Raw genomic sequence first — 24262 nt, 5'->3', positions numbered from 1 at the left:
GCGCGACTGACCCTCATGAGCGCAGGCTCGAGAGGAGACAGATCATGACGCACACACGCTGGTGGATGGCCCTCGCCCTGGCGATCGGCCTGGCCTGGTCGCTGGGCGCGGCCGCCGACGGACGCATCTTCACCCGCGATGGCCTGGCCATCGGCGGCACCGACCCGGTGGCCTACTTCACCGAGGGCGAGCCGGTAGCGGGCTCACCCGACTTCCAGTGGCAGTGGCACGAGGCCACCTGGCAGTTCGCCTCGGCCGAGCATCGCGACCTCTTCCAGGCCGACCCCGAGGCCTATGCCCCGCAGTATGGCGGCTGGTGCGCCTGGGCGGCGGCCAACGGCGAGGCCGCCTCGACCGTGCCCGAGGCGTGGAAGATCGTCGACGACAGGCTCTACCTGAACTACAGCAAGTGGATTCAGTGGCGCTGGGAGCGCGACATACCCGGCAAGATCGAAGCGGCCGACGCGCACTGGCCGGATATCTTCGGGGGGTGAGGTGACGGGGCGCGCACGGCGTGCATTTTTCAGTTGAGCGCCTCGCCATGGCTCAGGCAGGATGAAGGCTCAGGAGAACACGCCAGGGACGGATCCATGGCCTACCCCCGGAGGAGCCAAATGCAACCGCTGAGCTATTACTACTACAACGTGCTGGAAGGTCTCGAGAAGCCGAGCGACGTGCCGTCGACTCTCCTGCAGGAGGGCTACGACATCCTCTACCGCCTCGGTGGACGCGTCGAGATGGACCTCATCGCCAAGGCCGAGGAAGGCAACGCGCAAGGCGAGCCCTTCCACTGGTACGAAGACCTCGATGCCGAACAGCGGGCAAAATTGCACAAGGCGCTGGAGGACAACAACCCGGCGAAGATTCTCAAGGTCATGCAGCGCAACGGCTACGCCGGCGTGCTCTACCACCACGCCAGGGCGCACTTCCAGAAGGCTGCCGACGTCGCCTAGGACGTTCCGGCAGCGCAACGAAAAGGGCCCGCGATATCGCGGGCCCTTTTGTGTGTAGGTGGGTCGTTGTGGCGCGCCTGAAGACTAGGCAGCGTTTGGCTACATCGATTCTAGATAGCAATGCTCCATAAGAGGAAATTCAGTTACTCCCTAGCACAACACCGCAACAAGTAGCTTTACCGACACAAAAAATCATTATGAGACCTTCTCCCTAATGAAAATATGAGAATTAAACAACTTTTCATCAAAAGACCTTTCATCTATTTCCAGATAACTTAGAGACCTAACCAACTTCCCCAGTTTGTTATATCCATAATTTCGTGGGTCAAATGATGGGATATTCTTATTTATATAGCTTCCAACCGCCGCCAAAGGTGCCCAACCATCATCCTTAGACACAGCATCAATCGCCGATATCATAACACCCTTTAGTTCAGAATTATCAGACTCATCCGACTTATCAGAATCTTTAAGCTCACGTAAAATTTCAGTAAATACAAACTTATCACATGCGGACACAAATGCATCTGGTGTTTTCTTTTCCCCGAAGCCATACACCACTAAACCGCTCTCACGCAACCTGTTTGCCAGCCGCGTGAAGTCACTATCTGAAGAAACCAGGCAGAAGCCATTAAGCCTGTCTTCATGAAGCAAATCCATTGCGTCAATAATCAACGATGAATCTGTCGCGTTTTTTCCTTGAGTGTAACTAAACTGTTGGACAGGTTGGATAGCATGCTTATGCAAGTGTGCTTTCCACCCTTTTAAGTTCGTTGTGGTCCAATCCCCATAGGCTCTCTTTACACTAGCAACACCAAGCTTGGATATCTCCGCCAACAGTTCTGCACAAACAGATGCCTGCGCATTATCCGCATCAATTAGCACCGCCAGTTTACTGTTTCCATTTTCGGCCATTCATCCCTCCACCATCCGTGTAAAAGACACTCTCCCACAGAAACTTTCATATCACCTGGCCAACCTAATTAGATTACACTTATGCACCCAGTCTGACGAAGCGGCAGGAAACGGCCAATAGCTGTCATTTAAAAAAGCCTGATATAAAGGCGATGCTCAGAGCCTTCAGAAAACATAGCGAGGAAACAAAATGAAACTGATGGCTTCATGTGCCTCTGCATCGCTCAATTAGGTGTACTTCTACAAGGGGAAATATTCATTAGTATACTTTGAGCACGGTGATAGCTCCATACTGTGCTCAACCTCGTATTGCACAAATGCCTGAGAGGGGTCTACCGTTGAAAGCTCAGCCAGGATTAACTCTTTGAAGTGCGGATCACTGCTCACTATTCCTTGGGCTATTCTAATGGCTTTCTCTTTGTATTCCTGATCCACTTTCTCAAAGCAGCTACTCCAGTCAATGGTGGGAAGAGTTATGACAGGACTGTTTCCCGAAAATTCTTCCAGCAGCGTTTTCTCAAAACGATATGCCCCATGAACCTGAGTGATTTCAAAGAATTTAGGCACCCATTTCTTGGTCATCTCGTAGATTTTCTCTCTAACTTCCCCGCTTACGTTTAGGCCAAAGGTAATACTTCTTACAGCTCGAAAGTCGTGAGGAAGTTTTCCATTAATATTATCCAGAAGAACGCGAAACTCCTCCTCATTACACCAACGTGGCGACTTGTTCCCAAGCATCGCTCTTACAACTTCATCAGCATTTTGTATTAGACACCCCAGATCTAAGGTTGGTGGATATTCCTTGTAGCAGACATCGAAGCAGTGTATGTGACCTTTAGGTGCGAACCGCTTGAGAAGATCAAGGTCATATTCAATTACAATACCGCAATGACTATTGCCGTAGTGAGACCACATAAGTTCATCAACGGGATTCTTCGATAGGGAAAAAACACCACTATTGTCTGCAGACTGCACAATTTGCCGAGCTGCATCATATAGAGATCCTGATAACTCTGCACGTTCTCCGAATGCTGTCACGCTTTGAAGAAAGGTGTTAATACCAGCCTGAAGCTGATTATTGAAAACTCCTTCATTAGGATCATTGAGCAGCGTTCTTGCCGGAAGGTAGAAGTAACTTTCCACAATTGGCTCAATTACATGCTGGATAGATCTTTCGTCTAACCACCCAGCCGCATCCAAACTCAGAGGCTTGTATTTGAAGTAACTCGACACCAGAAACCTCGCATAGCTGAATGAGATTAAGCTATTCTAAGGCGCGTTTACTTAAACGCAAAACACCTTAAGAAAATCATACTTTTACCGCTTGACAGGAAAATTTGCATGCACCCAACCACCCCCTAAAACTCCTTAAGGATAGCCATTTCCGGCCAAAATCGGACCTTAAAAAAATCGATATATTCCGATGATTGCGACTACTTTGTAGCGCAACGAAAAACCAGTCTAGCAATATTCGCCTGTTAGTCTCCAACATCGCCATTTTGCTTCTCTCGTTGCTTGACCATTAATTGAAGCTGCCTATTAATGGCTCTAAGCTCGTTGCGTATCTGCTGGACTGTTGTAGTATTCGGGCCCTTGAGAGCATCAACAACTGCTTGATCAGCACTTACACGCGTAGGCATGCCCTTGAGGTGTTTTATACCAAGCACATAAGATTCGCTGCTCTTTCTAAGAAAGCCAATAGGGCTTCTAAACTTGTATTTTATTATTACGGAAAGCCCGTTACCCAGGTTACTTTCAAGACCAGCATACTGGCCACCATTGAAAATGTAGCGCTGCCCGGGAGATACCGATGGAAAACCAGTTTTTGGTACCAGTTCTCCATCTCCATCCGACTTCTCGATGCCAAAGCAATTAATAGGCAGTGGTTTTGAAAATGTCACGTCGAAAGCACTACCGCCACCGATGTTTTCTACGACGAGGTCAATCATTGTAGGCACATCGGGATTTGGTTGATAGTAGGCGAGCAGTTGAGGCTGAGATCCCCTCAAAACAGCCAAATAGGCTACCCACACAGCGAGTAGAGTTGCGAGCGGGCTGACGACGTACGCGATAATTTGGGCTAGCAAAGACACAGCACCCTCTCTAACATTTGTGAATTACCAATATTATACTGCATTTTCGATGTTTTACTTAAACGGGCATGATCCTTTTTCGCCATGCCCGCTCAGGGTCGTCGACTGCCATAGAATTTTATCAGTATTATCTAAAGCTAAAGTTCCGTCCAGGAGCGGTATCAGCTCTGACTCAATGCCGACAGCACGCGCGTTTACACCATGGAGATGATGAAAAAGCAAGACAGTTTCCATCGCCGTGACTGGCAATGTTAGTAGAAAATATTAATCATCAATATCTTCACCTCTATATAATTTGTCTTCTTGTATTTCTTCAAGATCTTCTTCAGTTAGCTGCCTTTCGGAGAGGGGTATAATTATATTCGCCTGATCTATAACAGCCTCTATTAAAGACTCAAATTCTGATTTTTCAATATCGCTCAAAGGCGACCTGAGAAAATCATCAGGTAGCTCGCTCTTTAATCCCAAATGGTCGTCGTGGCGTGCAAAGACTTTATCGGCATTTCCAAGCTCAACTAGAGCATCGACAAGCTCTTCCACTGTCTCGTATTCGGTATCTGGGCTGAAGGGGCCGCCATCTCCCAATGCCTGTGCAACATCTTCTAATTCTTCAAATTTTTTCATGGATTGACACCTCTGTTAGGTTCTTTGAAGCCCCACGCGGCTCGTGATATCGCCAAAAGGTATTAGACTGCCATTTCTATGTTTGTATGAACGTGCATGCTGAATTTTCCAGAATGTCCCCTTTGGGTCGATAGCGGCCCCTGAAGGAGTAGTGCCCCGACTCCAAAAGTTTGGCAAGAACCATTGCCCATCAATGCAAATGCCCCTGCCAAAAATTCACATTTCAGAGGCAAGCACGCTACCGCTGAGACAGGCCCATGAGGTGCCGCCTTCCTGGCCACTGCGGGAAAAGAAGCGTCGCCATCCGGCGACGTCGCACATCCACGCGGAAACATCTGGTAACACCGAGGCTACCAAAGATTCCTTTGGGGTGCGTGAACGGATGCTAATGCATAGGTCGTAGAGGGGGATTTTTTAGCGTGCGGTGGTGGCCGTCGTGGAGGGTGGCGGCCCTAGCCGCGGCGCCCGCTGAGCAGGTGCGCGGAGACCTCGAACACCGCGCGGCCACTTGGCTCGATGACGTCGCCCAGCTCGACCTGGGCCTCGGTGAGCACCCGCTGGATGGTCGCCTCGTCGAGGTTCACGCCCATCACCGGCAGCCAGCCGCGCAGGTCCGCCTCGAGCAGGGAGGTGATGCTGGGGAAGTCGGCGATGCCCTGGCGGGTGCTCACCGCCACGTCCTCGAAGCCGGCCTCGCATGCCATGGCCGCCAGGGCGGCCGCGTCGCCGAGCACGAAGGGGGCGCGCAGCGCCTCTGCGGCGGCGGGGCCCGCGATGCGCTCCAGCAGCGCCACCTCGCGGGCGTAGGTGGGGTTGTGCTCGAGGCCGTCGAACACGGCCACGGCCAATCGCCCCGCGGGCACCAGCACGCGATGCATCTCGCTCAGCGCCGCCGGCTGGTCGGCAAAGAACATCAGCCCGAACTGGCACAGCACGGCGTCGAACGCCTCGGCCTCGAAGGGCAGCTGCTGGGCGTCGCCCTGGCGCCAGGTGATCTCCGGCGAGAGCTCGCGGGCCACCTCGAGCATGCCCCCCATGGCATCCAGGCCGACCACCAGACCGGCGGGGGCGACGCGCGGCTGCGCCTCGCGGGCGAGCACGCCCGTGCCGCAGGCCACGTCCAGCACGCGATCGCCGGTCGCCACCCGCGCCAGGTCGAGCAGCGGCGTGGCCCACTGCCGAAACAGCGAGGGCACGAAGAGCGCCTCGTAGCCGCGGGCGGCTTCGATTTCCTGAGTCGTCTGAGTGTCGTTCATCACGCGCCCTCCCTATCTCCACCCCCCTCCCCCGATGGGAGCAGAGGCAGGCGGGCTGAGGGCGTCGATGGGAACCAGCGGACGTCACGTTGCCCGCCCGTATTCGGAGTATAGCCCGGCCCCGAAAACGGCATCGGGGCCGGGCGGCTTACTGCCGACTTACCCTGGGCTCGGCGCCAGGGCATCGCCGACGGCGAGCGTGCGCCCCTCGCCGGCCAGCAGGATGGCGTTCTGGCCGAAATAGCCGCCCGGGGCGAGGCGGGTGTTCATCTCCACCAGGGTGCGCAGCGGCTCGCCGGGCACGGCGATCTCGCCGCTCACCTGGTCGACGGTGGTGATCTTGCAGCGCTGGCAGGGCTTGCGCAGGCCGAGGCGCACCGCCCCCTCATGGAGGGTCAGCTCGTCCCAGCCGTCCTCGGCGAAGGGCTCGGCAGCATCCACCACGATGCTGGGCCGGAAGCGCGCCATGGGCACCGGGGCGAGGCCCTTGGCCTGCAGGCGGCGGTTGACCTCGGCGAGCGAGCCCTCGGAGGCCACCAGGAAGGGGTAGCCGTCGGCGAAGGCGGTGTGGGCCCGCTCGCCGGAGGCCAGGAAGTGCGGCTCCACGTCGCGACGCTGGTCCGGGGCGAAGCGCACCAGGCGCAGGCCGCTGCCCTTGAAGTCGCCTAGCACGTCGCCGAGCCAGGCGGCGGCGTGGGCGCCCTCGTCCAGCGCCTGGCACAGGTCGTCCCAGACGTAGACCGGCAGGCGCGGCTGGTCCGAACGCTCGAGGGGGATGACCAGCGGCGCGGCGGCCGGGTGCTCGAGCACCAGCGCCTCGTCGGTCAGGCGCACGCCGATACAGGCCATGCCGGGGAGCTGGCGCTGGGTGACGAAACGGCCGATGTCGTCGACCACCATCCATTGCCGGTCATGGGCCAGGCCGCGCTCGGTCAGCTCGGCGCGCTCGAGGGGAATGCCGCGCAGCGACTTCACGGGGTAGATGGTGAGCTGGGTGATCTTCACGGGTCGTTCCTCGCGACGATGGGCCCCTATCGTGCCGTGTCGTCGCCCCCGGGCATAGCACCGACCGGCGGGGGATCGTCACGCCTTGCCTGGGGCACACGCGAACTCAGGCGCTCATTCAATGGCTACTCGCCGCCGCAGCAGCCCGACTCCTGCTGGACCGGCGGACAGGGCACGTCGCCGTAGGAGCAGAAGACGCAGCAGTCGCCCGCCGCGGGCATCAGCAGGCGATGGCACTGCTCGCACTCGTAGAAATACTGGCAGGCGTCGGTGGGCATCGTCTCGGTCTTGCGATGGCCGCACTCCGGGCAGGTCAGGGTCGATGTCTTGACGATCTCCGTCATCGCCGGACTCCTCGCAGGGATAGAAGGCTGGAGTCCTCAGCATAGCAACCATGAGGCCGGCATCTATCTGCTATCGGGAGCCGCCGAGCGTATCGCGGGATGGCCTCAGAGGCGCTGGGTCTCGATCACGTAGCCGATGATCGGATAGCCCGCCTTCTTGGCGGCCTTCTCGGCCTCGAGCTGGGCCTCGATCTTCGAGATGCTGGTGGAGGCATGCTCGAACACGGTATCCATCTCCAGCGGCTTGGTGCGCACCGCCAGCTTGACCAGGTGGCCGGTCTTAGGCGCGCCGGCGGCCTTGCTGCGGGGCGCCTTGGGAACCGGGTCGGCCATGGGCGAGGCAGCCGTCGTGCCACTGCGTTTCTTGTCGCCCTGCTTGGGGCTCATGAAGTCATCGATATGGCGACGCATCACCTGTTCGAATTCGCTAAGTTCTGTTTCCATCGTCTCTCCGTAAGCCACACACATGCGGCCAGTTTACCAATAAGGGGGGGCAGGTCCATCCAGCAGGGATCGGGCCGACCGGCCAGGAAGCGAAATCGGCTATGTTACGCCCTGGAGGGGATGCTGGACACTCTTGGACAGGGCCGCTTTCGCTTTGCTCGCCATCACCGTAACCTGCTGTTCAATGGACTTAGCTTTCTCAGCATCGCCTTTCCGCTACCTCAAGGACGTCGAATGTCAGCGGCCGATACCCTGCGCCTGATCCTGCTCTCCACGCTGTGGGGCATGTCGTTCATCTTCATGCGCGTGGCGGTGCCCGAGTTCGGCCCCGTGCCGCTGATCCTGCTGCGCATGGGCGTCGGGGCGCTGCTGCTGGTGCCGCTGCTGCTCAGCGTTCACTACCTGCGCCTGGTGCGGGAACACTGGGGCAGGCTCTTCCTACTGGGCCTGATCAACCACGTGCTGCCCTTCTCGCTGCTGGCGCTCGCCACCACTCGGCTGGAGGCGGGCTTCACCTCGCTGATCAATGCCACCACGCCGATCTTCACCGCGCTGCTCGGGGCGCTGTTCTTCGCCACCCCGATACAGCGTCAGCAGTACCTGGGGCTCGCCATGGCGCTGTTCGGCGTCTATGTGCTCTCGGCCGACCGGCTCGACTTCGCGCTGGGCGGCGATGGCTGGTTCATCCTCGCCGTGCTGGGCGCGACCTTCTGCTACGGCGTGGCCGGCAACTACGCCAGGAGCCACCTCGCCCATCTGCCGGTGCGGGTGCTGGCGGCCGGCAGCACCAGCGCCTCGGCGTTGATCCTGCTGGTGCCCGGGCTGCTGCTGTGGCCGGCGGAGCCGATCAGCGGCCTGGCCTGGGGCAATGGCCTGGCGCTCGCGGTGCTCAGCACCGCGCTGGCCTTCCTGCTCAACTTCGGCCTGATCGCGAGCGCCGGGGCCACCGCGACCTCCACCGTCACCTTCCTGGTGCCGGTCAGCGCCCTGCTGTGGGGCTACCTGCTGCTCGACGAGGGGCTCAGCCTGCAGGTCCTCGCCGGCATGGCGATCACCCTGGCGGGAACCGCCATCGCCACGCGGATGATCCAGCTTGGGCGTCGGGCGCTGGCCTAGACTGAGCGAGCACCCACCCGCCGGCGAGAGACGCCATGGCCGCCGCCGAGATCCGTTTCCATGACCGGCTGAACGACTTCCTGCCGCCCGCCCGCCGCGGCCGGACGCTGACGCTTGCCGCCACGCGGCGGGCGGCGATCAAGGACCTGATCGAGTCGCTGGGCGTGCCCCATACCGAGGTCGACGTCATCCTGGTCGATGGCGCCTCGGTGGGCTTCGAGCACTGCCTGGCCGGCGGCGAGCGGGTCGAAGTCTACCCCTGGCCCAGCGCCCCGCGAGCGGCGCGCCACCTGCGCCCTGCTCCCCCGGCGTGCCCGCGCTTCGTGCTGGATGCCCACCTCGGCCGACTGGCCCGCTACCTGCGCCTGCTCGGCTTCGACTGCCACTACCGCCCCGACATCGGCGACGCCGAACTGGCCGCCATCGCCGAGCAGGAGGCCCGCGTGGTGCTGACCCGCGACCGGTCCCTGCTCAAGCGCAAGCGCATCCGTCTCGCCCACTGGGTGCGGCACACCGATCCCTGGCGTCAGGTCGAGGAAGTATGCGACGAATTCGACCTCGCCCCGGCCTTCGCCCCCTTCACCCGCTGCACGCGCTGCAACGGCCGGCTGGCGAGCGTCGACAAGGCCTCGGTGATCGACCGGTTGGAGCCGCTGACGCGACGCTACGCGGAGACGTTTCTCGAGTGCGAGGCGTGCGGCCATCTCTACTGGCACGGCAGCCACGTCTCGCGGATGCAAGCACTGGTGGAGCGCCTCAGGCGGCGTCACCTCAGGGAGAATGAGCCCTGATCGAATCGCGCACCGACTCTCGCTCCGACTCTCTCACCGACTCTCTCACGACCAGGCGCGGATCGAGCTGCAGCACCGGCTGCAGGGGCCGGCCGCGCTCCAGGCGCTCGATCAGCTGGGCGCTGGCCATCGCCCCCAGCTCGTAGACCGGCTGGTGCACGGTGGTCAGCGCCGGGGTGAGATAGCGCCCCAGCTCGATGTCGTCGTAGCCGACCACCGACAGCTCGTCGGGCAGCCGGAGCCCGTGCTCGCGGGCCGCGCGCATGGCGCCGATCGCCACCAGGTCGTTGAAGGCGAACAGCGCCTGGGGAGGCGACGCCTCTGAGAGCAGCCGCTGCATGGCCTCATGGCCGCCGTCGGCCATCAGGTTGGTGGCGACGATGCGCGATGCGGGCGGGTGAAGCCCCGCCTCCTCCAGCGTTTCCAGGGCACCGGCCAGGCGCTCGCGGGAACGCGGATGCGACTCGGGCCCGGTCAGCAGGGCGATGTCGGTCAGGCCCCGCGCCAGCAGATGCTCGATGGCGAGCCGCGCGCCCAGGCGAGAATCGTCGTTGACCACGGCGATGTCCTCGCCGCTGGTCGGGTCGGCATCCATCAGCACGGTGGGCAGCGGCTGGCGCGCCAGCGCCGCCAGGAATTCGGGCCCGCTATGGGCGGTCATCACGATCAGGCCGTCGACGCGCTTGTCGCGCAGGGCCTGCAGGTAGGAGAGCTGCCGCGTATCGGCATCGCCGGTGTTGCACAGCATCAGGCTGTAGCCGTGGGCGAAGCAGTGATCCTCGACGCCGCGGATGATCTCGGCGAAGAAGGGGTTGTTGGCGGCCGTCACGATCATGCCGATGGTGCGGCTGCGGTTCGACTTCAAGGCCCGGGCGATGCTGTCGGGGCGATAGCCGAGCTCGGCGATGGCGCGCTGCACCCGCACCTGGGTGGCGGGGGCAACGCGCCGCGTGCCGTTGACCACGTGGGACACCGTGGTCACCGACACGCCCGACTGCCGGGCGACGTCCTTGAGACGAATCATGGCTTGGCCGCCATTACGCCTGGGTCACCGGCGTTATTCCTGGGTCACCAGCTGCAGCGGCACCGGCACGTTGGCCTCCACGCTCTCGCTCTTGAGCAGGCGGTCGGCGGCGGTCACGCCGAACTCGCCGATACGCGCCGGCTGCTGGGCGATGGTGGCGCTCATCTTGCCGTCGTTGACGGCCTGGATGCCGTCGTCGGTGCCGTCGAAGCCGACCAGCACGACGTCGTCGAGCCCGCTCGCCTGCAGCGCGCGCTGGGCGCCGAGGGCCATCTCGTCGTTCTGGGCGAACACCGCGTCGATGCCCTGGTGCGCCTGGAGCAGGTTCTCCATGACGTTGAGGCCTTCGCTGCGGTTGAAGTTGGCCGGCTGGGTGGCCACCAGCTCGATGCTGTCCATCATCTCGATGGCGTTCATGAAGCCCTCGCCGCGGTTGCGCGTCGCCGAGGCGCCGGGCACGCCCTCGAGCTGCACGACCTGCCCTTCGCCGCCGAGCTGCTCGATGATGAACTCACCGGCCATCTCGCCGCCCGCCACGTTGTCGGAGGCGATGTGCGAGACCACGTTGCCGCCGTTGGCGCTACGATCCAGGGTGATGACCGGCACGTTGCGGGCATTGGCGGTGCGCACCCCGGAGACCACGGCGTCGGAGTCGGTGGGGTTGATCAGCAGCACGTCGATGTCGCGCGACAGGGCGTCCTCGACGTTGGAGAGCTCGCGCGCGGCGTCGTTGCTCGAATCGAGCACGATCAGCTCATGGCCGAGCGCCTCCGCCTGGGCCTGGGCGCCCTCCTGCAGGGTCACGAAGAAGGGGTTGTTGAGCGTCGAGATCACCAGGGCGATACGGTCGGCCATGGCGTTCTGGGCGGTTCCGAGGCCCATTGTGGCGGCCACGGCGGTGGCCAGGATCAGCTTTTTCATGTGGCAAGGCTCCTGAGGTCTTGTTGTCGAGTGTCCGGGCTCAGCGCGAGCTCAGGACGAGGACTGCGAGCGGCTGTCGATCAATACCGCCAGCAGGATGACCGCGCCCTTGGCGATCATCTGGAAGTAGGACGAGACGCCGAGGATGTTCAGGGCGTTGTTGAGCACCCCGATCACCAGCGCCCCGACCAGGGTGCCGAAGATGCGCCCGCGTCCGCCCATCAGGCTGGTGCCGCCGATCACCACCGCGGCGATGGCGTCGAGCTCGTAGGTCATGCCGGCGGTGGGCTGGGCCGAGCCCAGGCGCGCGGTCAGCACCACACCGGCCAGGGCGGCACAGCCCCCGGCGATGGCGTAGACGCTGACCTTGATGCGGTTGACGTTGATGCCCGACAGCCGCGCGACCTGCTCGTTGCCGCCAACGGCATAGACGTGGCGGCCGAAGCGGGTGTGGTGCAGCACGGCCCAGCAGAGCACGAAGACGAAGAACATCAGGTAGATGGGAATCGGGATGCCCATCCAGTAGCCGCCGCCGAGCTGCCAGAAGGCATCGGCGACGTCGCCGCCACCGATCGAGATCGGCCGGCCGTCGGTGTAGACCAGGGTCGCCCCGCGCACCACGGTCATGGCGACCAGGGTGACCACGAAGGCCTGGATGCGGCCGAAGGCCACGAACAGCCCCGACACCATGCCCATCGCCGCGCCGGCGGCAATGGAGCCGGGCACGCTGATCCAGGGGGCGAGCCCCGAGGCGGTCATCGAGGCGGCGAAGGCGCCGCTCAAGGCCAGCACGGCGCCCACCGAGAGGTCGATGCCGGCGGTCAGGATCACGAAGGTCACGCCCATCGCGATGATGGCGTTGATGCTGGTCTGTCTCAGGACGTTGAGCAGGTTGTCCCCGGTCAGGAAGTTGTCGCTCATGGCGGCACTGACCACGACCAGCAGCACGAGGGCCAGAAAGGCCTTGTTATCGATCAGCAGGCGCACCGCCGATCGCTTCATGGGGATAGCAGTCATGGTCTCTCAAGTCTCCATCGGCGTGGCGACATGTGCCGCCGCGGTCATGATCTTTTCCTGGGTGGCCTCATCGCGGTCGAATTCGCCGCTGATATGCCCGTTGGCCAGCACGAGGATGCGATCGGACAGGCCGATCAGTTCCGGCATCTCCGAGGAGATCAGCAGGACGCACTTGCCCTCGCGCTTGAGCCGGTTGATCAACAGATAGATCTCACGCTTGGCGCCGACGTCGACCCCGCGCGTGGGCTCATCGAGGATCACGATCTCGGGCTCGGGCATCAGCGCCTTGGCCAGCGAAACCTTCTGCTGGTTGCCGCCGGAGAGGGTCTTCACGGGCTGGCGAGGGTCGCTCAGCTTGATGCGGAAGGCCTCGATGTAGTGGTCGATGGCGACGGTCTCGCGACCGTGGCGGATGACGCCCAGCGGGCCGCAGAAGGCCGGCAGCGCGGTCAGCGACATGTTGTCGGCCACCGAGTGCTCGAGCACCAGGCCCGACTGCTTGCGATCCTCGGGCACGTAGACCAGTCCGGCCTTCAGGCCCTGCTGGGGGGAGCTGAAGCGCACCTCGCGCCCCTTGACCTTGACCCGGCCGGCGCGGCGCGCCACGTCGCCGCACAGGGCGCGGCACATCTCGGTGCGCCCGGCGCCCATCAGGCCGCCGAAGCCCAGCACCTCGCCGGCGCGGGCGGTGAACGAGACATCATCGACGCCCGGCGCCACCAGGTGCTCGACCTCGAGCACCACGTCGCCGGCCTCGGGCGGCTCGTAGGGATAGCGGTCGGCGAGCTCCCGGCCGACCATCTGCTGGATCAGCCGATCCTCGTTGGACTCCGCCGTCGGCCCCTGATGCACCAGGCGGCCGTCGCGCAGCACGGCCACGTCGTCGCACATGCGAAAGATCTCGGCCAAGCGGTGGGTGATCAGCACCAGCGACTTGCCGGCGGCGCGCAGGGTGGCGACGACCCGCTCGAGCACCGCCGTCTCGACGTCGGTCAGCGCATCGGTGGGCTCGTCCATGACGATGATCTCGGCATCCAGCGAGAGCGCTCGGGCGATCTCGACCATCTGCTGCTGGCCGATGCTCAGCTGCGAGACCGGCGCGCGGGGGTCGATGGGCTGCTCGAGCTCCTCGAGCAGCGCGGCCGCCTCGCGGAAGAGGCGCCGCCAGTCGACGCTGCCCCAGGCGGTGAGCGGCTCACGACCCAGGAAGATGTTCTCGCCGGCGGAGAGGGTCGGCACCAGGTTGAGCTCCTGGTGGATGATGGCGATGCCGGCATCCATGGCCTGGCGCGGGGTGGTGAAGCGCACCTCTTTCCCATGCAGGCGGATCGCCCCGGCGTCGGCCTGGTGGACGCCGCTCAGCACCTTCATCAGGGTCGACTTGCCGGCCCCGTTCTCGCCGGCCAGCGCCAGCACGTGACCGGCATAGAGATCGAGATCGACGTCCTGCAGCACGGTGACCGCGCCGAACGACTTGCCGATGCCCTGCAGCGCCATGCGCGGCAGCGCGGCCTCGATCGGGTTCTCCGTGGAAGTCAAAACGGCACCCCGCTGCGCAGCACGACGTTAGCGTAGGGCGTGCACTCGCCGGTGCGCACCACGAAGCGCGCCGCGGGCAGCAGGCCCTTGAAGGCCTCGTGGGAAACCCGCTGGCGCTCCAGAGGGCCCTTGTCCCGGCCGTCCAGGGCATCGAGGCGCGCCATGAGCTTGCCATGCAGGTCGGGGCTCACCTCGCGAAGCTCGCTGGCCAGGGTCACCCCCTCCAGGCAGAGCTCGTCGGTCAGCGCATCGAACACCTCAAGGAAACCGGGCAGGCCCGGGCGCAGCGCCAGATCGACCCGGGGCACGCCCGGCGGAATCGGCAGCCCGGCATCGGCGATCACGAAGGTGTCGGTATGACCAAGCTCGGCGATGAGCGTGGCGAGGGGGGCATTGAGAAGGCCGTGGCGTTTCATGACACATCCAGGCGAGGTATCGCGATAATGAGCTTCAGCGTAGGACGCAAACGTTTGCGGTCGCGATTATCCATAAGTCTATGCCCAACGCAAGACGGCCGTGGCGATTGCGCCACGGCCGGACCCGGCGACACCTCTTCACCCTCTCCTCAGGGGCGCGATCCCCCTGAGCTCCCATGCCAAGGATTGAAGTTACATCGTATTCGCTGAATATAGAACGACTGGAGTCAGCGTGACTGACAACAGGAGGAGGTTTCTCATGTCGGCAGATCCCTGTCCCACTCGCCTACACACTCGCCTGCCCACTCGCCTGAACGCATACCGCGCGCCGCAGTAACGCTCGGTTCGTCGCGCCAAGGACTGCGCTACATGACCAGCTTGCCGCTCAAGGCCGCGCAGTCGCCTTGCGCTGCACGGCCATGGTGGCTCTGGGGGCATCTTGGGATCCCAGGCCGACCTCGAGCACCCCATCGCGCTGACGCGAGCGTCCAGGCGGCCTGGGGCACGAGAGGCTCAATCGTGTTTCATCTGCCTGCCGATGATGCGCATCGTCCCGATAAGAAAATGCAAGGAACGGCGCACATCCGGATCCTTCAGGGAACTCATCAATTGGAACAGACCCGGCGGCTTGTCCAGGGCTTGGGTCTGGGCATTCGCCATGCGCATGGCATTGCCAGTTGTCCAGCCCAGGGCCAGGACCTCCTCACCCACCTTGGTGGTCTTTTCCAATGCCGCTTCGTCCAGAAACTCGATGTTGTCCGAGATGACCGATAACAGATCAATGATATTGTTCAACCGGCCAGCCTGAACTAATGGTGCTGCCTTATCAATCAAGGCCTTGAGGCCGTCGATAGTGGCATCGTCATTAAGGGCCGTCTCGGATGTGAGTTTCTCCAAGCCCATGGCCAACTGCTCTTGATCAGACATGAAAGTCTCCTGGTTAATCAAACCATGCCACGTGCAACGGCCCAATAAATTCCGCGATTAAACGTTTTTCGCATCAAGCCCCCCAGCTTGGTAGGTGGCGCGACCTGAACATCGCTCTTGTAGTCGTACCAGAGCGGCATGCCGGCCTCCAATCCCATCTGAGCGATTGCCTGAACCTTCCCGTCATAGATAGCAGAGGTATACCCACGACGGATTTCCGAGGCGATATTTTCCACGATGATGGGCGACTGGTTATGACATGAGCCGCCTGCCTTACTCACAGGCAAGTCAACGGTATCTCCCATGACATAGACGTTATCGGTACCGTACATCTTCAACGTCTCGAAGTCGGTGGGCAGCCAGCCTTCATTATTCTGTGCTTGTGATTTACCTGAATTAAGTACGGCATCAACCGCCCGGATAGGCGGCGTCGCCATCAGGATATCAAACTCCTGAGAAGCCCCCTCCTCCGAATAGGCTATCTTGGACTCGGGATCGACCTTGTCCAGGGTGAAGCCACGTTGATACTTGATGTTCTTGCTATCAAAAATGCCGGGCAATATCTCGCAGGTCGGCTTCTGCAGGAAAAGGCAGTTGCGCAACAGCTGAGAAACTGTCGGGTAGCTATATATGATCTCCACGCGATCGCGCACACCGCGCTTACGCAGATATTCATCAAGCATCAAGGTGGTTTCGATCGGCGCGATGCCACATTGGTGGGGGACATTGGGCGTCTTCGGGAAATTCACGGTGATAAAGATACGCCCCTCGTTAATGCTGCTTAACTTCTTGGCGAGTTGCTGGGCCGGCCTCGTCTGATAAAAATGATCTCCGGCCTCCTTCAAACCTTCGATACGTTCTGGCGCCGGGATACAGCCAGTTGAAATGACGAGATACTCATAATCGTAGCGCTTGCCGCTCTCACAGGAGACGCGGCTTTTATCGAATTCGAAACTTTCGACTCCATCCACATGAAAGACAATCTCGGGCCGCAACAGCGAGCGCTGCTTGCGAACCAGTTCATGCGGATGATAGCTGTTGAAGGCCACGTACATGTTGGCCGGCTTGTAAACATGGTCGGGCGAATTCGAGAGCATCATGATCTCGATTTCATCCTTGAGAATTTCAGGATAAAACTTTGCGACCAGATGATTCGCGGTCATGGTCCCACCGATCCCACCGCCAACAACGAGAATACGTTTTTTTGGAGCAGACATGATCATTCCTTCAATAAGCCATTAACACCATCACGCATAAACCTACTGCTTCCTGCTCGCTAAATTATCTAGCCAGCATTTCAGCCATGCCCTCAAAAAAACATTCATGTGCGAGCAGCGAGATTTAACCGAAAGAATAGGAACGCCGCAGGTTGGCTGTAAAGAGAGGTTTACTAAGCAACTTGCTTAGGATGCCTAACTCGATACCGGTCCGGCGGCTCCCGAAACGGCGAAAGCCGACAATCAGGCTGCGTAAAATCGGCAAAGGGGGCTAAAAAATGGCAAGGTTGGGGAAAGACGCTCTGAGCTCGCACTCGAATTTATGGGGTGTCATCGAGCCCCTGGATCGGACTCGAAGAAGCAGTGCAAAAATCGACGATACCTCGAGGGCAACCTCGAGCACGCCATCCGGCTGGTGGGAGAGGAGGTCGTAGGCGAGGATGATCATCTACCGCGGGTAGCGGTGGGAGATGCGCTCGACAAACAACGCGGCCGTGGCAGGAAGGCCACGGCCGCGCGGTTTCAGGACAGAGGCAGCGGGATCAGAAGTTCGGCTTGCGCTTCTCGACGAAGGCGCTCATGCCCTCGCGCTGCTCCTCGCCGGCGAAGCACAGCGCGAACAGGCTGGTCTCGAGCGCGAGCGCGCTGTCCAGGTCCTGGTCCAGGCCGTCGTGCACCGCCTGCTTGGCGCCGCGAACGGCCTCGGGGCCGTTGCCGCCGAGCTGCTTGGTGAGCTCCTCGGCGTAGGCCTCGAGCTCGGCCTGGGGCATCACGCGGTTGACCAGGCCGATACGCAGCGCCTCATTGGCATCGATCTTGCGCCCGGTGGTCACCAGGTCGATGGCCATGGCCGGGCCGACGCGGCGCGGCAGGCGCTGGGTGCCGCCGAAGCCGGGGATCACGCCGAGCAGCACCTCGGGCTGGCCGAAGATGGCGTTGTCGCTCGCCACCGCCCAGTCGCAGGCCAGGGCCAGCTCGCAGCCGCCGCCCAGGCAGAAGCCGTTGACCAGCGCGACCACTGGCACCGGCAGGGTCTCCAGGCGCTTGATGGTCTTCAGCGCCTGGCCGGCGAAGGCGCGCGCCTGCTCCGGGGTCTTGTCGCGCATCTCGGCGATGTCGGCGCCGGCGACGAAGGACTTCTCGCCAGCCCCGGTGATCAGCACGGCGCGCAGGTCGTCGCGCTGCTCCAGGTCGTCCAGCACGCCGGCCAGCTCGCTTAGCACGGCGCTGTTCAGGGCGTTCAGCGCCTTGGGGCGGCTGATGGTCAGGCGTACGACGCCGGCGTTATCGGCGACCTCGATCAGGGTCTCGCTCATGGAAAGGCTCCTGGGATTGTTGTTGAGGGGGAAGGCGTTATTGACAGCAGACCGCCCAACCCTAGCGAACGCTTGGTTGGGCGGCAATCCCCTCTTTTGTCGGGGCTGGTCATCCGTGACGAAAGGGGCGCCGGGGACAGGCTGAAGAGCAGGTCCTACGCCATGGGTGAGGAGGATTCCTCCGAACGGGCTGGCCAGGGATGGCCAGCACCGGTCCTGCAAGCGAAGCGGGACGCGAGAGCGCCGCAGGGCGTCGGTAGCGTACAGGGAGGTATTCACAGCGCCTGCTCGATAGCCTGTCGCCGGCAAAGCCCCAGAGGGTCACTCGTAGATATGGAAGCCGCGACCACTCTTGCGCCCCAGGTAGCCGGCATCGACCATGCGCCGAAGCAGCGGGCAGGGGCGGTACTTGGGATCGCCGAAGCCCTCCTGCAGCACCTCCATGATCGACAGGCAGACGTCCAGGCCGATCAGGTCGGCGAGCGCCAGCGGCCCCATGGGATGGGCGGCGCCGAGCTTCATCGCCTGGTCGATGGCCTCGGGAGTGGCCGCGCCCTCCTGCACCAGGAACGCCGCCTCGTTGATCATCGGCACCAGCAGGCGATTCACCGCGAAGCCCGGGGAGTCGCCCACCGGCACGGCGGTCTTGCCCAGCGCCTCGGTCAGCGCCTCGATGCGCGCCACGGTGGCGTCACTGGTCTGCTCGGCGCGAATCACCTCGACGAGCTTCAGCACCGGCACCGGGTTGAAGAAGTGCATGCCGACCACCCGCTCGGGGCGCTCGCAGACGCCCGCCAGGCGCGTCAGCGACAGCGAGGAGGTGTTGGAGGCCAGAATCGCATCGTGAGTGAGGCGACTCAGGTCGCGAAACAGCTTCTCCTTGAGCGCCGGCTGCTCGGGGGCGGCCTCGATGATCACCTCGCACTCGCGCAGCGCGTCGAGCGCGGTGGTGGTATCCAGGCGCGCCATGGCGGCCGACTTGTCGGCATCACTGAGCTTCTCCTTGGCCACCAGCTTGCCAAGCCCCTTGTCGATGGCCGCCGTGGCGCGGCCGAGCTGCTCGTCGGCCACGTCATAGAGCTTGACCTCGAACCCGCTCGCCGCCAGCACCTGGGCGATGCCCTGGCCCATGGTACCGGCGCCGACCACGCCGATGGGTTGTTCACTCATTGTTCTCTCCTTGATTCCGTTGATCCGGTTGGTTCTGACAACCTATTGATTCCTGGCTTCTTCGCGCAGCACGAACTTCTGGATCTTGCCGGTGGAGGTCTTGGGCAGTTCGGTGAAGATCACGGTCTTGGGCACCTTGAAGCGGGCCAGGTGCTTGCGGCAGTGCTCGATGATCTCCTGCTCGGTGACCTCGCCGTAACCCACCTTGAGCTTGACGAAGGCGCAGGGCGTCTCGCCCCACTTCTCGTCGGGCTTGGCCACCACCGCGGCCTCCTCCACCGCCGGATGCGAATAGACGGCATCCTCCACCTCGATGGTGGAGATGTTCTCGCCGCCGGAGATGATGATGTCCTTCGAGCGGTCCTTGATCTCCAGGTAACCGTCCGGATGCCAGACCGCCAGGTCGCCGGTATGGTACCAGCCGCCCTCCAGCGCCTGCTCGGTGGCCGCCTCGTTCTTCAAATAACCCTTCATGACGTTGTTGCCGCGCATCAGGATCTCGCCGATGGTCTCGCCGTCCTTGGGCACCGGCTCCATGGTGGTCGGGTCGGCCACGCAGAGCGCCTCGAGCATGTGGTAGCGCACGCCCTGGCGGGACTTGATCCGGGCGCGCTGCTCCAGGGGCAGCTCGTCCCAGGCCTCGCGCCAGGCGCACACGGTCACCGGGCCGTAGACCTCGGTCAGACCGTAGACATGGGTCACCTCGATGCCGAGCTGCTCGACCCCGGCGATCACCGAGGCGGGCGGCGCGGCGCCGGCGGTGGTGACCTTCACCGGGTGGTCGAAGTCGCGCTTCTGCTCCTCGGGCAGGTTGACCAGGCCGTTGAGCACGATGGGCGCGCCGCTGAAGTGGGTCACTCCCTCGTCGGCGAGCAGGTCCATGATCCGCTGCGGGTCGACCCGGCGCAGGCAGACGCTGACGCCGGCCCGGGCGGCGATGGTCCAGGGGAAGCACCAGCCGTTGCAGTGGAACATCGGCAGCGTCCACAGGTAGACGGGGTGGTGCGGCATGGCCCACTCGAGGATATTGCTCACCGCGTTCAGGTAGGCGCCGCGGTGGTGGTAGACCACGCCCTTGGGCTTGCCGGTGGTGCCGGAGGTGTAGTTGAGCGAGATCGCCTGCCACTCGTCCTGGGGCAGCGTGTAGGTGTAGTCCGGATCGCCGCTCGCCAGCAGCGCCTCGTACTCCACCTCGCCGATGCGGCGCGCCTCGCCCTCGAAGAGCGCATCGTCGACGTCGATCAGCAGCGGCTTGTGCGCAAGCCCGGCCACCGCGGCCTCGATCACGTCCGCGAATTCGGGATCGACCAGCACGGCCCTGGCCTCGCCATGCTCGAGCATGTAGGCGATGGCCTCGGCGTCCAGGCGGATGTTCAGGGTGTTGAGCACGCAGCCCGCCAGGGGCACGCCGAAGTGCGCCTCGAACATCGCCGGCACGTTGGGCAGCATGGCCGCCACGGTCTGGCCGGGCTGGATGCCGTGCTTCTCCAGCGCCGAGGCGAGGCGCCGGCAGCGCTCCCAGGTCTCGGCCCAGCTGCGGCGGATCTCGCCGTGCACCACCGCCGGGTAGTCCGGATAGACGCTGGCGCTGCGCTCGATGAAGGTCAGCGGCGAGAGCGCCACGTGGTTGGCCGGCGTCTGGGGCAGGCCCTGCTCGAAGATGCTCTGGGTCATGATGGTCTCCACGGATATCCGGAGGGCCGTCGCCAGCGTGGCGCCGGCGACGGAGAGGCTCACTACTCAGACTTGATGGGCGCCGGGCTCGAAGGCGACGAGGCTCTCCATGCCGGCCTCGATCACCGCGCGCTGGGCGCGCCCCTCGGGCAGCCACTGGCGAAGGACGAAGTCGGCGCTCTGCAGCTTGGTGGCATAGAAGGGGTCCTGGCTGCCGGCCTGGCGGGCAGCGGTGGCCGCCAGCGCCGAGCGCCCCATCTGCCAGGCGCAGAGCACGTGGCCGGCGAGGCTCAGGAAGGGCGTGGCGTAGGCCTGGATGGCGTCGGGCCCGCGCTCATGATCGCTGCCCTGCTCCAGCAGCACGGCCAGCGCCGCGGTGAGATCGGCGGCGCCGGCGGCCAGCGCCTCGCCGAGCGGCGCCAGCCTGGGCGCGGCACAGAGCGCCCGGGCGGTGCCTTCCACTTCGTCGATCAGCCCGCCCAGCGCCCGGCCGCCGTCGCGCTGCAGCTTGCGCCCGGCCAGATCCAGCGCCTGAATGCCGTTGGTGCCCTCGTAGATCGGCGCGATGCGCGCGTCGCGCAGCAGCTGGGCGGCGCCGGTCTCCTCGATGAAGCCCATGCCGCCGTGCACCTGTACGCCGAGCGAGGCGATCTCCACGGCCTGATCGGTGGAGAAGGCCTTGACCACCGGGATCAGCACCTCGGCCCGCGCCTGGGCGGCCTCGCGCTCGCCCTCCTCGGCGGCATGGCGCGCCACATCGAGCTGGGCGGCGCAGTAGAGCGCCAGCGCGCGCAGCGCATCGGTGCGCGCGCGCATGGAGAGCAGCATGCGCCGCACGTCCAGGTGATCACTAATGGCGCACTCACCCCCGCCGCGGTGCGGCGGGCGCCTGCCCTGCACCCGGTCCAGGGCGTAGGCGAAGGCGTGCTGGCAGGCCCGCTCGGCCACGCCGATGCCCTGCACGCCCACCTTGTGGCGCGCCTCGTTCATCATGGTGAACATGTGGTTGAGGCCACGCCCCTGCTCGCCCACCAGGTAGCCGATGGCGCCGGCGTTCTCGCCGAAACTCAGGGTGCAGGTCGGCGAGCCGTGGATGCCGAGCTTGTGCTCGATGGAGGCGCAGGTGACGTCGTTGCGCTCACCGAGCGACCCGTCGTCGTCGACCAGGTACTTGGGCACCAGGAAAAGCGAGATACCCTTGTTGCCTTCGGGGGCGTCCGGCGTGCGCGCCAGCACCAGGTGCAGGATGTTCTCGGCGGCGTCGTGCTCGCCCCAGGTGATATAGATCTTCTGCCCGCTGAGCCGGTAGTAGTCGCCCTCGCCCTTGGGGCATGGCACCGCGCGAGTACGTACCTTGGAGAGATCGGAGCCGGCCTGGGGCTCGGTGAGGTTCATGGTGCCGGTCCAGGTGCCCTCGACCAGCTTCGGCAGGTAGGTGGCCTTCTGCTCCTCGCTGCCGTGGTGGGCCAGCGCCTCGATGGCGCCTGCGGTGAGCATCGGGCAGAGCCCGAGGGACATGTTGGCGCCGTGCAGCATCTCCTGCACCGAGCTGGCGACCACCTCGGGCAGCCCCTGCCCGCCCAGCGCCTCGGACACGCCGATGCCGTTCCAGCCGCCCTCGACATAGGCCTGGTAGGCCTCGATGAAGCCATCGGGCACGCTCACCGAGCCGTCCTGCCCGCGGGTGCAGCCCTGGCGGTCGCCGCTGGCATTGAGCGGGGCCCAGACGTCGCCGGCGAGTTTCGCCGCCTCCTCGAGCACCGCCTCGACCAGGTCGGGGCTGGCCTCCTCGAAACCGGGCAGGGTCAGCGAGCCGTGCTCGAGCAGTTCCTCCAGCACGAAGCGGAAGTCACGGACGGGGGCAGCATAGGGGGTCATGGAGCACCTCTGGGAAAAATGATAGCAACGATAGTAGATTCCCTACTTTTCGTTGGCCATTAGCCCAAGGTCGATCCCATGAGCGATCGCTCTCTCACCGTTCGCGTCCGCGACAACGCGCGAGCCCGCGGCATGGCTGCGGGCTCGGCGGTTCATCGAAGGCCAGGCGTCAGGAGCGCACAGGGGCCGGCGGCGGCTCATCGGCGGCCGGCGCCTCCTCTGGTTCCGCCTCATCGTCGTAGTAGACGATGTGCGGCTCGTCCTGCGGCGGCGGGCCCATCAGGGCTTCTGCCACCTCGACCTCGGCCACGGCCCCGGAGAGATCCTCCACGTGCTCGTGCTCCCGGGCACCCTGCACCCACTCCTCGGTCACGGCCAGCTCGGCACCCGCCGAGGACATCGGCGTGGAGGCGGAGAACGGCGCCACCGGCACCGGCGCCGGACGCACGCTGCGCCGCCAGCCGAAGAAGGCCACCAGGAAGACGCCGACGGCGCCGAAGGCCCAGAACAGGCCGGCATCGCCCAGCAGACCCATCACCGGGGAGATCAGCGGCGGGCTCACCGCCGAGCCGATGGCATTGATCAGCAGCAGGCCCTGGCTCATGCGCACCAGGGCGCCGGCCGGCGCCCGGTCGGCCGCATGGCCCACCGCCACCGGATAGAGCGAGAAGACGCCGCCGCCGAGAAGGAACAGCAGGCCGGCCAGGATCCCCTGGTGGATCGGCAGCCACAGGATGGCCGCCGAGATCAGGGTGCAGAAGGCACCGATCAGGATCAGCACCAGCTGACGGTCGTGGCGATCCGACCAGCGGCCCACCGGGTACTGCAGCAGCATGGCGCCGAGCACCACCACCGCCATCATCTGGCCGACCCGGTCGACCGAGAGGCCGGTGCGCTGCAGGTAGAGCGGCAGCAGGGAGTAGACCGCCGCCACCATCAGCCCCGAGCCGAAGCTGCCCATCACCCCGGTGGGGGTCAGGGTGATCAGGCGCAGCGGGGAGAGCGGCTCGGCCTTCTCGATCAGCGGCGAGACGCGCGGGATCATCGCCATGGGCAACACCGAGAGCGAGGCCAGCAGGCCGATCACCATGAACGACGCCGGTCCGCCCATGGCCTCGGTGACGCCCAGCAGCAGCTGACCGAGCACGCCGGCGGCGTAGAGCGCGATCATGTAGAGCGCCAGCAGGCGGCCACGTACCCGGGCATCGCCGGAGGCCAGCAGCCAGCTCTCGATGACCAGATACACCCCCACCGTGGCCCAGCCACCGATCAGGCGCAGCGCGAACCAGGCCCAGGGCTCGGACACCAGGCCCTGCAGCAGCACGGTGACCGCCACCAGCGAGGCGAAACTGCCGTAGGCGCGGATATGGCCGATGCGCAGCAGCAGCCGGTCGTTGAGCATGGCGCCCAGCGCCAGGCCGATAAAGTAGGCGGAGGAGACCCAGCCGATCACCACCGGCGACTCGCCGGCAGCGTCCAGGCGCAGGGTGATCACGGTGGCCAGGAAACCGTTGCCGATCCCTAGAATGAAGAGCCCCAGCAAGGGTGCCAGGGCCATGAGCAGCAGCTGCCGGGACATGGGCAAGGATCTCGAAACGAACGGTGTGGGAAAGGCGCCGCCG

General features: G+C 63.5%; 24 protein-coding genes. 4 read left to right on the top strand and 20 right to left on the bottom strand.

The features are described 5' to 3' along the window. Positions 1 to 44 precede the first annotated feature (44 nt). Together ABE957_RS03790 and ABE957_RS03785 are read left to right on the top strand one after the other, a co-directional pair. A complete protein-coding gene (locus tag ABE957_RS03790; RefSeq protein WP_349757358.1) occupies positions 45 to 494 on the top strand; it encodes a YHS domain-containing (seleno)protein in 450 nt (149 codons plus the stop codon). A 120-nt stretch (positions 495 to 614) separates the two neighbouring features. Further along, a complete protein-coding gene (locus ABE957_RS03785; RefSeq protein WP_349757357.1) occupies positions 615 to 953 on the top strand; it encodes a hypothetical protein in 339 nt (112 codons plus the stop codon). A gap of 195 nt (positions 954 to 1148) precedes the next feature. Here the strand turns inward: ABE957_RS03785 and ABE957_RS03780 are convergent, their stop codons facing one another. From ABE957_RS03780 to ABE957_RS03745, 8 genes are all read right to left on the bottom strand, one after another. Next, positions 1149 to 1868, bottom strand: coding sequence for an NYN domain-containing protein (locus ABE957_RS03780; protein WP_349757356.1), 720 nt, complete (start codon positions 1866 to 1868; stop codon positions 1149 to 1151). A 240-nt stretch (positions 1869 to 2108) separates the two neighbouring features. Next, positions 2109 to 3101 (bottom strand): DUF2971 domain-containing protein, encoded by a 993-nt coding sequence (locus ABE957_RS03775; protein WP_349757355.1) that lies wholly within the window; start codon positions 3099 to 3101, stop codon positions 2109 to 2111. A gap of 245 nt (positions 3102 to 3346) precedes the next feature. Further along, complete coding sequence (locus ABE957_RS03770) at positions 3347 to 3961, bottom strand: DUF8453 domain-containing protein (protein WP_490424188.1); 615 nt, start codon at positions 3959 to 3961, stop codon at positions 3347 to 3349. A 264-nt stretch (positions 3962 to 4225) separates the two neighbouring features. After that, positions 4226 to 4585, bottom strand: coding sequence for a dehydroquinate synthase/iron-containing alcohol dehydrogenase family protein (locus ABE957_RS03765; RefSeq protein WP_349757353.1), 360 nt, complete (start codon positions 4583 to 4585; stop codon positions 4226 to 4228). Positions 4586 to 5037: 452 nt separating this feature from the next. Then, entirely contained in the window at positions 5038 to 5841 is an 804-nt protein-coding gene (locus ABE957_RS03760) for a methyltransferase domain-containing protein (protein WP_349757352.1), read from the bottom strand. A 159-nt stretch (positions 5842 to 6000) separates the two neighbouring features. After that, positions 6001 to 6846 (bottom strand): MOSC domain-containing protein, encoded by an 846-nt coding sequence (locus ABE957_RS03755; protein WP_349757351.1) that lies wholly within the window; start codon positions 6844 to 6846, stop codon positions 6001 to 6003. 125 nt (positions 6847 to 6971) lie between these two features. Further along, a complete protein-coding gene (locus ABE957_RS03750) occupies positions 6972 to 7190 on the bottom strand; it encodes a GDCCVxC domain-containing (seleno)protein (RefSeq protein ID WP_349757350.1) in 219 nt (72 codons plus the stop codon). 105 nt (positions 7191 to 7295) lie between these two features. After that, on the bottom strand, positions 7296 to 7634 hold the full coding sequence (locus tag ABE957_RS03745; RefSeq protein ID WP_349757349.1) for a hypothetical protein: 339 nt from the start codon (positions 7632 to 7634) through the stop codon (positions 7296 to 7298). 234 nt (positions 7635 to 7868) lie between these two features. On the opposite strand from ABE957_RS03745, the gene ABE957_RS03740 reads away from it, so the two are divergent. Both ABE957_RS03740 and ABE957_RS03735 read left to right on the top strand, forming a co-directional pair. Then, the gene (locus ABE957_RS03740; RefSeq protein ID WP_349757348.1) at positions 7869 to 8750 is read left to right on the top strand and encodes a DMT family transporter; all 882 of its coding nucleotides are present in this window, start codon (positions 7869 to 7871) and stop codon (positions 8748 to 8750) included. A 35-nt stretch (positions 8751 to 8785) separates the two neighbouring features. Next, positions 8786 to 9541, top strand: coding sequence for a Mut7-C RNAse domain-containing protein (locus ABE957_RS03735; RefSeq protein WP_349757347.1), 756 nt, complete (start codon positions 8786 to 8788; stop codon positions 9539 to 9541). Here the strand turns inward: ABE957_RS03735 and ABE957_RS03730 are convergent. The 12 genes from ABE957_RS03730 to ABE957_RS03675 form a co-directional block, all read right to left on the bottom strand. Then, positions 9522 to 10565: a LacI family DNA-binding transcriptional regulator gene (locus tag ABE957_RS03730; RefSeq protein WP_349757346.1), complete on the bottom strand. Its 1044-nt coding sequence runs from the start codon at positions 10563 to 10565 to the stop codon at positions 9522 to 9524. The genes ABE957_RS03735 and ABE957_RS03730 overlap by 20 nt on opposite strands. A gap of 33 nt (positions 10566 to 10598) precedes the next feature. Further along, positions 10599 to 11486: a ribose ABC transporter substrate-binding protein RbsB gene (gene rbsB, locus ABE957_RS03725; protein ID WP_349757345.1), complete on the bottom strand. Its 888-nt coding sequence runs from the start codon at positions 11484 to 11486 to the stop codon at positions 10599 to 10601. Positions 11487 to 11537: 51 nt separating this feature from the next. Next, positions 11538 to 12503, bottom strand: coding sequence for a ribose ABC transporter permease (gene rbsC, locus ABE957_RS03720; RefSeq protein ID WP_349757344.1), 966 nt, complete (start codon positions 12501 to 12503; stop codon positions 11538 to 11540). Positions 12504 to 12509: 6 nt separating this feature from the next. Further along, entirely contained in the window at positions 12510 to 14042 is a 1533-nt protein-coding gene (locus ABE957_RS03715; protein ID WP_349757343.1) for a sugar ABC transporter ATP-binding protein, read from the bottom strand. Further along, positions 14039 to 14458 (bottom strand): D-ribose pyranase, encoded by a 420-nt coding sequence (gene rbsD, locus ABE957_RS03710; RefSeq protein WP_349757342.1) that lies wholly within the window; start codon positions 14456 to 14458, stop codon positions 14039 to 14041. Before rbsD ends, ABE957_RS03715 begins: the two co-directional genes overlap by 4 nt. Before the next feature lie 513 nt (positions 14459 to 14971). Continuing rightward, the gene (locus tag ABE957_RS03705; protein ID WP_349757341.1) at positions 14972 to 15385 is read right to left on the bottom strand and encodes a helical membrane plugin domain-containing protein; all 414 of its coding nucleotides are present in this window, start codon (positions 15383 to 15385) and stop codon (positions 14972 to 14974) included. 17 nt (positions 15386 to 15402) lie between these two features. Continuing rightward, on the bottom strand, positions 15403 to 16602 hold the full coding sequence (locus ABE957_RS03700; RefSeq protein ID WP_349757340.1) for an NAD(P)/FAD-dependent oxidoreductase: 1200 nt from the start codon (positions 16600 to 16602) through the stop codon (positions 15403 to 15405). A 542-nt stretch (positions 16603 to 17144) separates the two neighbouring features. Beyond that, entirely contained in the window at positions 17145 to 17918 is a 774-nt protein-coding gene (locus ABE957_RS03695; RefSeq protein WP_349757339.1) for an enoyl-CoA hydratase-related protein, read from the bottom strand. 321 nt (positions 17919 to 18239) lie between these two features. Beyond that, the gene (locus tag ABE957_RS03690) at positions 18240 to 19088 is read right to left on the bottom strand and encodes a 3-hydroxybutyryl-CoA dehydrogenase (protein WP_349757338.1); all 849 of its coding nucleotides are present in this window, start codon (positions 19086 to 19088) and stop codon (positions 18240 to 18242) included. Positions 19089 to 19130: 42 nt separating this feature from the next. Then, complete coding sequence (locus tag ABE957_RS03685) at positions 19131 to 20762, bottom strand: acyl-CoA synthetase (protein WP_349757337.1); 1632 nt, start codon at positions 20760 to 20762, stop codon at positions 19131 to 19133. Between the two features lie 66 nt (positions 20763 to 20828). Beyond that, positions 20829 to 22640 (bottom strand): acyl-CoA dehydrogenase, encoded by a 1812-nt coding sequence (locus ABE957_RS03680; RefSeq protein ID WP_349757336.1) that lies wholly within the window; start codon positions 22638 to 22640, stop codon positions 20829 to 20831. Positions 22641 to 22809: 169 nt separating this feature from the next. Then, positions 22810 to 24219, bottom strand: a complete 1410-nt coding sequence (locus ABE957_RS03675; protein ID WP_349757335.1) for an MFS transporter — start codon at positions 24217 to 24219, stop codon at positions 22810 to 22812. Positions 24220 to 24262 lie beyond the last annotated feature (43 nt).

Source organism: Halomonas pelophila, from assembly GCF_040196315.1.
GTDB classification, from domain to species: domain Bacteria; phylum Pseudomonadota; class Gammaproteobacteria; order Pseudomonadales; family Halomonadaceae; genus Halomonas; species Halomonas pelophila.
The sequence above is the reverse complement of the archived record's forward strand: the minus strand, read 5'-3'. Positions and strand labels throughout refer to the sequence as shown.